Raw genomic sequence first — 8,438 nt, 5'->3', positions numbered from 1 at the left:
CCCTCGACCGCACCCGCACCACCCACCTACAACGCCTCGACTTCACCCTCGCCGCCTAAACCCCGAATAAGCCAGCAGGGTCACGGGTGTCTCGGCGAGCTTGAGAGACCCGTGAGTGCCAGCTCGTCCGGCGGGATCACCCCCGAGAACCAGTCGGCTATCGCGTCTGGCCCGGCGGCGACGGAGCGGCCGCGGCCCGGGCCGGGGTGTTCCTGGCGTCCGGAGTGGACCTGCTCAACCGGTTGCGGAACTTGCGCCACCCGCTCTCCCGGGCGGACCCGACAGGGGACACGCTGCGCACGTTCGCCGCAGCCGCCGCGGTCATCGGCACTGCCGTGAGCGTCGGCATCGTGGGCGTGGGCATCGTGGGCGTGGGCGTCGTGGGCGTGGGCGTCGTGGGCGTGGGCGTCGTGGGCGTGGGCGTGGGCATGAGGGGCGGGGGCTGTCGCTGCGGATCCCGGACCAGCTCGGTCACCGAGGGCATGATCGCCTGCTGCGGCGGTGGGTACTTGTGCACATGCCGCAGCGCATGCCGGGTCCGGTCGTCCCAGGCGACGATGGTGGCGACGCTCCCGGCCCGGCGCAGGGTGTGCTCGACGGCGTCGGCCACCGTCGGCTCGCGGCCGAGTTCGGCGCGCAGATGCCCGGCGGCCTCCCGCAAGATGCTCGCCTGCCGGGACGCCGTCGAATCAGCGGAGATCTGACCCCGGCCCTCCCCCGCCGGCATCGGCGGCAGGTACCGCTGCTGGAGCCGTTCCTTGACCTCCGGCCCGCAGACCCGGCCGATCCAGTCGATGTTGCTCTGCAGGTAGTCGAACTGGCGGGTGCGCTCCATCGCGTTCGGGTCCAGTCTCAGCTGCGTGAGCGGTGTGGCGAGCATCCGGTCGTTGCCGGCCACCGCCACGATCCCGCTCGGCGGAGTCGGCCTGGTCATCAGATACTCGTCGTTGAAAAACAACAGGCCCGGCTCCGGACGGCCGGTCTCGGTCGCCCGGACGGCGACCGCCAGGCGTGTGGGTGCCATCGTGTACGACAGGAACGAGTCGATCCCGTGCCCCTCCTTGACACTGGTCCCCGGCGAACCCGAGACGCACAGGCTCCACCACCCCGACGGTAGCCGGGACGAGGTCGGCAACCCCTCGCGGGCGGTCTTCTCCAGGAACCCCAGGTCCATCGGCCGGAACGCGTGCCAGGTGATCGAGGGGTCGTCGAGGTGGTTCAGGAATGCTGTGTTCGGTTGCAAGGGGGATCCTCCGTGCCGGGTCGACAGCTCTCCTACGGCTGCCGCGCCGTCCGGTTCACCGCCCGCGCGATCTCCACCGGACGGTGAACATAAACGGACACTTGATCCAATAACACCCGAATGCACGCATATCTCCTAAAGTTCTGCTCGTGCCCCCTTCTGGCTCACCGCGAGAGCTGGCGCGACGAAAGCTGCGCGCCCGGTTCCCGAGACCCGCGCGGCGGACACGGGCCGCGCGCACCGACGGCGGGACGTCGTACCTGCCGCGGGTCTCGTCCGCGCTGACCGCGCTCACCGCCGTGGTGGCCATCCTGATCTCCTGGATGACCCTGCGGATCAACCACGACGAGCAGATCCTGGCCCGCTACACCAGCGCGGTCGAACAGCTCGGGCACACCAGCCTGCTCACCCGTACGGGCGCCGTCTACTCGCTCGGGCGGATCGCCGTTGAATCGTCCTACGACCGCCCGGTGATCATCGCGATGCTGGCCGACTTCATCAGCGCGTACGCGGGCATGGGCGACGCGGACCCGAAGACCTGCCACGGCACCCGCGCCGCGCCGCCGCTGGACGTGATCGCGGCCATGCGGGTGCTGTTCTTCCGGATTCCGCGGGAGCCCGGCGACGGCCGTCTCGACCTGCGCCGGCTCTGCCTCATCGGGGTGGAGATGCCGGGTGCCGACCTGACCTGCGTACGCCTCGACCAGTCGGTGATCGAGTACTCGAACTTCGACGGCGCGAACCTCACCGGCGCGTCCCTGCAGCACACCCGGGTCGGCGGGACCAGCCTCGCACACGCGGTCTTCACCCGCGCCGATGCCTTCCGCGCCGACTTCCGCCCGGTCAACACGTACTCCGGCACCGACCTGACCGGAGCGCGCCTGTGGGACGCCGAGTTCGTCGAGGCGAAGCTCGTCGGCGTCGACCTCACCGGCGCGGACCTCTCCCGCACCCGGCTGACGCGGGCCGACCTGACCGGCTCCGAGCTGACCGGCGCCCGGCTGGCGACCTACCTCGGCGACGTCGCCCGCCTGCCCGCGGACGCGGACCGCACGGCGGCACTCGACTCGGCCGACGCGCTCACCCACCCCGCACCGGCCCCGGTCTGCCCGTGAACACCGGCGAGCCGCCCGTGAACCCCTGCCGGTCTGCCCATGAACACCGGCGAGCCGCCCGTGAACCCCTGCCGGTCTGCCCGTGAACACCGGCGAACCGTCCGTGAACCCCGACGAGTAAGGAGCATCCATGCCCGCCGACCACACCGTCACCCCGCCGGCCGAGAGCGTCGCCGCCGCGTTCGGGGCGTCCCGCCCGGTCACCGGTGATCTGGTTCCCTGCAACGGCTACTGGCGACCGCGCTGCCGTACCGAGGAGTCCCGCTATCTCCGGAAGGACCAGCGGTTCCCCCGGTGCCGGAGGAAGCACGCGCGCGAGATGTGGAACCTCGACGCGCCCGGCGACGGTCCGGGCGGTTACGGGCGGCCCCGGTAGACCGCACGCCAGCGCCGGACCAGGCGCGTCTGGGGTGCCGGGATCTCCTCGACCGACTCCTGAACCAGGCCGCCCGCCGCGAAAGCGTCGATCTCGGCACGGGTCAGCGGCCACGGCGGGCCCTCGCCCGGGGTGTCGGTCGCGGCGGCGGCCAGGACCAGCAGGGTGCCGCCCGGGGCCACGAACCCGGCGATCGCGGCGATCGCCGGGGCGCGCAGGCCGGCGGGGAGGGCCTGGACGTTGTTGCTCTCCAGGACCAGGTCGAAGGCGCCGGACCACTCCGGCGGCGGGTTCAGCAGGTCGGCGACGCGATAGTCGACCGGCGAGTCCGGGTGCCGCGACCGGGCCAGGTCGATCGCCGTGGACGAGATATCGAAAGCGGTCGTCGCATAGTCGAGCCCGGCGATGTGCTCGGCGTCCCGGCCGGGCCCGCATCCCACGACGAGCGCCGAGCGCTTCTCGCCGTACGGTAAAGGGAACTCACGCAGGTTGATGCTCGCGGCAGGGACGTCCCACGGCACCTCCGCGCGGCCCTGCCGCGCCTCGGCGTAGAGCTGCTCGAACCAGCCGGTCGGGGAGTCCTCGGCGAGGCGGCGGATGTCCATCTCAGCGCGGCACGACGCGGCGGAGCTCACGCAGCGCCTGGCGGCGGACGTCCCCGGTCAGCGTGTCGATGTAGAGGCGGCCGTCGAGGTGGTCGGTCTCGTGCTGGAGCGCCCGCGCCAGGAAGCCGGTGCCGTGGATCACCAGCGGCTCCCCGTTCAGATCGAAACCGGTCGCGGTCACGCTCATCGCTCGCTTGGTGAGCCAGCCCATGCCGGGGAGCGAGAGGCAGCCCTCCTCGTCCTCCTGCTCGCCCTCGAAATCGGAGAGAACCGGGTTGACCATGTGCCCGACCTCGTCGCCCACGTTGTACGAGAAGACGCGCAGGCTGACGCCGATCTGCGGGCCGGCGACACCCGCGCGACCCGGCTCGCGGACGCTGTCCTCCAGGTCCCGTACGATCTCGCGCAGGCTCGCGTCGAAGTCGGTGACCGGGTCCGCGGGGGTGCGCAGGACCGGGTCACCGTAGAGCCGAATAGGCCGCACTGTCATGCCCCGAAGCCTATCCGGCCGTTACCGGGAACGCGGACCCCAGCCCGCGCTTCGGAACCCGGGCTAGGCCGCCGTGAAGAGCAGCGACACGTTCTGGCCGCCGAAGCCGAACGAGTTGCAGATCGCCGCGCGCACCGGCCGCCGCCGGGGCTCGCCGGAGACCACGTCGAGCTTGACGTCCGGCGTCTGCGACTCCAGGTTCAGCGTCGCCGGGATCACCCCGTCGCGGATGGTCAGCACCGTGATGATGCTCTCCACCGCGCCGGCCGCGCCGACCAGGTGACCGAGACTGGACTTCGGCGCGGTCAGCACCACGTGGTCGCCGAGCGCCGCCTGCACCGCGTTCGCCTCGCCCACGTCGCCGACCACGGTCGAGGTGGCGTGGCAGTTGACGTGCTCGACGTCGGCCGGGGTCAGCCCGCCCATCGCGACCGCCGCCCGGATCGCCCGGATCTGCCCGTCGCCGCTCGGGTCCGGGCCGGTGATGTGGTACGCGTCCGCGGTCACCCCGAACCCGGCCAGCCTCGCCAGCACCCGCGCGCCCCGGGCTTCGGCGTAGGAGGCACGCTCCAGGACCAGCACGCCCGCGCCCTCACCCAGCACGAACCCGTCCCGGTCCACGTCGAACGGCCGCGACGCGCGTTCCGGCTCGTCGTTGCGCTTGGAGAGGGTACGGGCCTGGGCGAACCCGGCGATCATCAACGGCGAGATGATCGCCTCCGCGCCGCCGGCCACCACCACGTCGGCCTCGCCCGACCGGATCAGCCGGACCGCCTGGCTCAGCGCCTCGGCCCCGGACGCGCACGCCGACACCGTGGTGTAGGTGCCCGCCTTGGCCTTGAGTTCGAGGCTGACGTACGCGGCCGGCCCGTTCGGCATCAGCATCGGCACGGTCAGCGGCGAGACCCGGGACGGCCCCTTCTCCTCGATCAGGTCGTCCTGTCCGAGAACGGTCGTCAGCCCGCCGATCCCGGTTCCGATCACCACCGCCAGCCGCAGCGGGTCGACGTCGGGGGTGCCCGCGTCCGCCCACGCCTGCTGGGCCGCCACCAGCGCCGCCTGTTCGCAGCGGTCCATCCGGCGCGCCTGCACCCGCGGCAGCACGGTGTCCGGCGAGACCGCCATCGGCGCCGCGATCCTGGTGGGCAACTCCTCCCAGTGGGCGTATCCGGTCAGCTGGTCGTCGATCCGGCGCACGCCCGACCGCCCGTCGAGCAGGTTGCGCCAGAGGCTCTCCACATCCCCGCCCAGCGGGCTGGTCGCCCCGACCCCGGTGACGACCACATCTCCGGCACTCATCCGGCATCCCTTCGGCTACGTTCGGTTCGGCCACGTTCGGCTACCCCCGTAGTCTGCCTCCATCGCGACCTCGCTGAGCGGGCGCGCCACGCACGTAAGAATGTCGCCCTTGTCTCGTTCGTCCGGGCGCAGGCAGTTCGGCTCGGCCATCGTCACCTCGCCGCGCAGCAGCGTCATCCGGCACTCGCCGCAACTGCCGACCGTGCACGAGTACGGCATCGGCAGCCCGGCACCGAGCCCCGCGTCCAGCAGCGTCTGCCCGGCCTCGACCTGGATCGTCCCGTACGGTTCCACGGTCATCCGCTGTGCCGTGCCCCCGGTGGCACCGCTCACGGCCGGGGTGAAGACCTCCTCGTGCCGGCGCTCCTCCGGGACACCGAGTTCGTCGAGCACCTCGCGCACGGCGGTCAGCATCCCGGCCGGGCCGCAGACGAGGAACTCGCCGTCGTCATCGGTCAGTTCCCGTCGCAGCGCCGGCGCGTCGATGCGGCCCCGCAGACCGGTCCAACTCCGGTCGGCCCGGGACAGGAGGTGGCGTACCGCGAAACGCCCTTCATGCTCCTTCTCCAGGGCGGCCAGCTCCGCCGCGAAGATGATGTCCTCCTCGCTGCGATTGCCGTAGAGCAGCGTGATCCGGGTGGTCTCCACCGAGGCGCGGATGATGCTCATCATCGGCGTGACGCCGCTCCCCGCCGCGATCAGGATCAGCCGCCTCGACGGCTCCGCCGCGTGGAAGGACCCCGATGGCCCGAGCAGGCGGATGCGGTCACCCTTTCTCATGCGCTTATTGATGTACGTCGACACGAGGCCGCCCTCGACCCGCTTGACGGTCAGCGTGAGGCGACTCGATCCGGGCGCCGACGACGCCGAGTAGGGTCGCCGCACCGTCCGCCCGTCGATCTCCACCGCGAGCGTGAAGAACTGCCCCGGCCGGAAGTCGAACGGCTCACCGGCCTCGTCCTCGAGGACCACGCTCGTCGCCTCCGCCGTCTCCGCGATCACCTCGGCGACGCGTACCGCACGCCCGGCCCGCTGATCGTTCCCGGCCCGGCCCGCATACCCCTCGCTCGCCATGCTCCGGCGGTTGAGCATCGCGAACAGTCGGCGGGTCAGTACCGGGAACGACTGGAGCGGACGCGTCAGCCAGCGGATCAGCAGGCCCTGGACGCCGCCCGCCATGTTGGTGGCCAGGTGCTGAGCGGCCAGCCCCATCATGTTCGGCACGGCGTCCGGGTCGAGATGGCGCTCCCGGTCCCAGAGCCGCGCCGCCTCGATCGCCGCACCGCTCCGGACGGCCGCCGCCGTGACGGTGACCAGGAGGCCCGCGTGCGGCTGCTCGTTTCCGGTCATCATGGTCGCCAGCAACTCCGGGTCACGCGTGATCACGGCCCGTCCGCTCAGGTGGAGTACGTCGAGCCGCCCCGGCACCAGCACCGCGGCCGAGAACCGGTCGTCCACCAGCAGGTTGCGGAAGGTGTCGGCGCGCTTGTTCCCTCGCCGGTCGGGGATCGCCAGCGTGTCGCCGTCGAGGACGCGCGCGAACCCGGGGTGGTCCCCGCGCGGGCTGGTGTCACCACCCCCGTCCCCGCCCCGCTCTTCTCCCCGCGCCCCTCCCCGTGTTTCTCCCCGCGCCCCTCCCTGTGTTTCTTCCCGCGCCCCTCCCCACGTTGAAACGAGCATGAAGGGCGAGGCGGCGAGGATCGCGGCGACCTTCGGATCCGCGAGCGGCCCCGCTCCCGGCGCACGCCCGTGACCCGCTGCACTGATCGCTACCGGACGCGGCGGCTCCCACAACCCCGATCGCAGGACGGCGCGGGCGCAGTGCACGTAGATCTGCTCCACCGCGACGGTCACACTCCCCGCCTCGGCCCGGACGGCGGTCCCGTTGAGCCGCAGCACCTCCCCGATTCCCGGCAGCAGGAACACGAACGACACCCCACCGCCCTCGCCGGGTTCCGGATCCCCCTCCGGCAGCGGCACCACGATCCGCCGCGCCGAGACCACCCGCACCGCGCCGACCAGGACCGTTCGCGGCACCCCGTCCACGTCCCGATACCCGAACCCGGCCACCGGCGAGGCTCTCAGCAGCCGCCGGCACCCGTCATCGAGCGCATCCACCTGCTTGCGCATGACCGCTTCCGGCGGGGTACCGAGAACCGCTTCGAGTTCGCCGACCGTCCCGATCCGCTGCTTCACATCCACTTGAACGATGTTCAGGTTGAACACCGTTCAAGTCAAGTGGCAGACTGCTCCCCATGCAATTGCGACGCTCCGACGTGGTGACGGGTGCCCTGACCCTGCTCGACACCGAGGGCCTGGACGGCCTGACGATGCGCAAGCTCGGCGCTCACCTCGGGGTACAGGCCGGCGGAATCTACTGGCACTTCGCCAACAAGCAGGCCCTGCTCGCCGCCATGGCCGACCGCATCATCGCCCCGGTCGCCACCGAGCCCCTCCCCGACGCCCCGTGGGACGCCCAGCTGACCGAGTTGGGCCAGCGCCTCCGCCACGCCCTGCTGAAGCACCGCGACGGCGCCCGGGTGGTGGCCGGCACCTACGTGATCGAGCCCAACACCATCCGTGCGGGCGAACAGGCCCTGCGCATCCTGATCACCGCCGGCTTCCCCGCCGACCGCGCCGCCTGGGTGATGGCCCCGGTCTTCTACTACGTCCTCGGCCACACCATCGAGGAGCAGGCCCAGCACGCCGAGGGCGACTGGACCGAGCGCAACAGCGACGAGGCCGATCCCGCCCTGCAAACCGCCATGACGTCAATGCTGAGCGCCGCTCCGTCCGACCGCTTCACTTTCGGCCTCAACCTCTTCCTCGACGGCCTCCGCCACCGCCTCCCCCACTCCCCCGCATAGCCCTCCACCCCAACGCCCTCACCTCACCCCATCCACCTCGCCCCGCTTCACCCCCGTCGCCTCACCCCCGTCGCTCGACAGCGACAGCGAACGAGCACCCGACCTCGGACGGCACCAGCACACGATCCGCCGGGCGAGGGCTGGAGCCGCACACAGACGCCAGCGCAGCGGGGACAAACCTCATAAAACGGCACTTCGCGGGGCAGCGGACGCACACATTGCGACATCGTGCACACCCACCGCCCGCCAGAGGGCGGCGCCATCACTCGAACCGCGTTCGGGGATCCGCACCGCCCCCACCAGCGCCGTCGTGTCCTCGCATCGCCCCCAACTGGGGCTGAGGCGTGCAACGAGGGCCTCGCTACACCAAGGCCGCAAGCAGCTCGTCCGGTTCGGCTGGCGCTGAGGGGTGCCTCGAAGAGGCTCGAGGCACCCCTCAGCGC

Annotated in this window: 8 protein-coding genes; 3 read left to right on the top strand and 5 right to left on the bottom strand. The window is 71.7% G+C overall.

The annotated features are described in order from the left end of the window. Positions 1-157: 157 nt before the first annotated feature. Positions 158-1,243: a hypothetical protein gene (locus AB0M08_RS46705; protein ID WP_364508604.1), complete on the bottom strand. Its 1,086-nt coding sequence runs from the start codon at positions 1,241-1,243 to the stop codon at positions 158-160. Positions 1,244-1,392: 149 nt separating this feature from the next. Here AB0M08_RS46705 and AB0M08_RS46700 point away from each other — a divergent pair, with 149 nt between their 5' ends. Next, positions 1,393-2,358: a pentapeptide repeat-containing protein gene (locus tag AB0M08_RS46700; protein WP_364508602.1), complete on the top strand. Its 966-nt coding sequence runs from the start codon at positions 1,393-1,395 to the stop codon at positions 2,356-2,358. 130 nt (positions 2,359-2,488) lie between these two features. After that, positions 2,489-2,734 (top strand): hypothetical protein, encoded by a 246-nt coding sequence (locus AB0M08_RS46695; protein WP_364508599.1) that lies wholly within the window; start codon positions 2,489-2,491, stop codon positions 2,732-2,734. Here the strand turns inward: AB0M08_RS46695 and AB0M08_RS46690 are convergent. The 4 genes from AB0M08_RS46690 to AB0M08_RS46675 all read right to left on the bottom strand — a co-directional run bounded on the left by AB0M08_RS46690 (position 2,716) and on the right by AB0M08_RS46675 (position 7,330). Further along, positions 2,716-3,339, bottom strand: coding sequence for a class I SAM-dependent methyltransferase (locus AB0M08_RS46690; protein ID WP_364508597.1), 624 nt, complete (start codon positions 3,337-3,339; stop codon positions 2,716-2,718). The genes AB0M08_RS46695 and AB0M08_RS46690 overlap by 19 nt on opposite strands. Before the next feature lies 1 nt (position 3,340). Continuing rightward, complete coding sequence (locus tag AB0M08_RS46685; RefSeq protein WP_364508594.1) at positions 3,341-3,829, bottom strand: peptide deformylase; 489 nt, start codon at positions 3,827-3,829, stop codon at positions 3,341-3,343. A gap of 63 nt (positions 3,830-3,892) precedes the next feature. Further along, complete coding sequence (locus tag AB0M08_RS46680) at positions 3,893-5,128, bottom strand: beta-ketoacyl-ACP synthase II (protein ID WP_364508592.1); 1,236 nt, start codon at positions 5,126-5,128, stop codon at positions 3,893-3,895. A gap of 15 nt (positions 5,129-5,143) precedes the next feature. Then, positions 5,144-7,330, bottom strand: a complete 2,187-nt coding sequence (locus tag AB0M08_RS46675) for a 2Fe-2S iron-sulfur cluster-binding protein (protein WP_364508589.1) — start codon at positions 7,328-7,330, stop codon at positions 5,144-5,146. A 53-nt stretch (positions 7,331-7,383) separates the two neighbouring features. On the opposite strand from AB0M08_RS46675, the gene AB0M08_RS46670 reads away from it, so the two are divergent. Continuing rightward, positions 7,384-7,995 (top strand): TetR/AcrR family transcriptional regulator C-terminal domain-containing protein, encoded by a 612-nt coding sequence (locus tag AB0M08_RS46670; protein ID WP_364508586.1) that lies wholly within the window; start codon positions 7,384-7,386, stop codon positions 7,993-7,995. Positions 7,996-8,438: the final 443 nt, after the last annotated feature.

Origin of the sequence: Actinoplanes sp. NPDC051851 (assembly GCF_040681165.1) — a bacterium.
Lineage (GTDB): Bacteria > Actinomycetota > Actinomycetes > Mycobacteriales > Micromonosporaceae > Actinoplanes.
This window is presented reverse-complemented; position numbering and strand designations above follow the sequence as displayed.

Excerpts from the sequence above, each read along its gene's own strand:
- AB0M08_RS46670 (WP_364508586.1), top strand. The coding sequence starts at position 7,384 with ATGCAATTGCGACGCTCCGACGTGGTGACGGGTGCCCTGACCCTGCTC.
- AB0M08_RS46695 (WP_364508599.1), top strand. The coding sequence starts at position 2,489 with ATGCCCGCCGACCACACCGTCACCCCGCCGGCCGAGAGCGTCGCCGCC.
- AB0M08_RS46685 (WP_364508594.1), bottom strand. The coding sequence starts at position 3,829 with ATGACAGTGCGGCCTATTCGGCTCTACGGTGACCCGGTCCTGCGCACC.
- AB0M08_RS46690 (WP_364508597.1), bottom strand. The coding sequence starts at position 3,339 with ATGGACATCCGCCGCCTCGCCGAGGACTCCCCGACCGGCTGGTTCGAG.
- AB0M08_RS46680 (WP_364508592.1), bottom strand. The coding sequence starts at position 5,128 with ATGAGTGCCGGAGATGTGGTCGTCACCGGGGTCGGGGCGACCAGCCCG.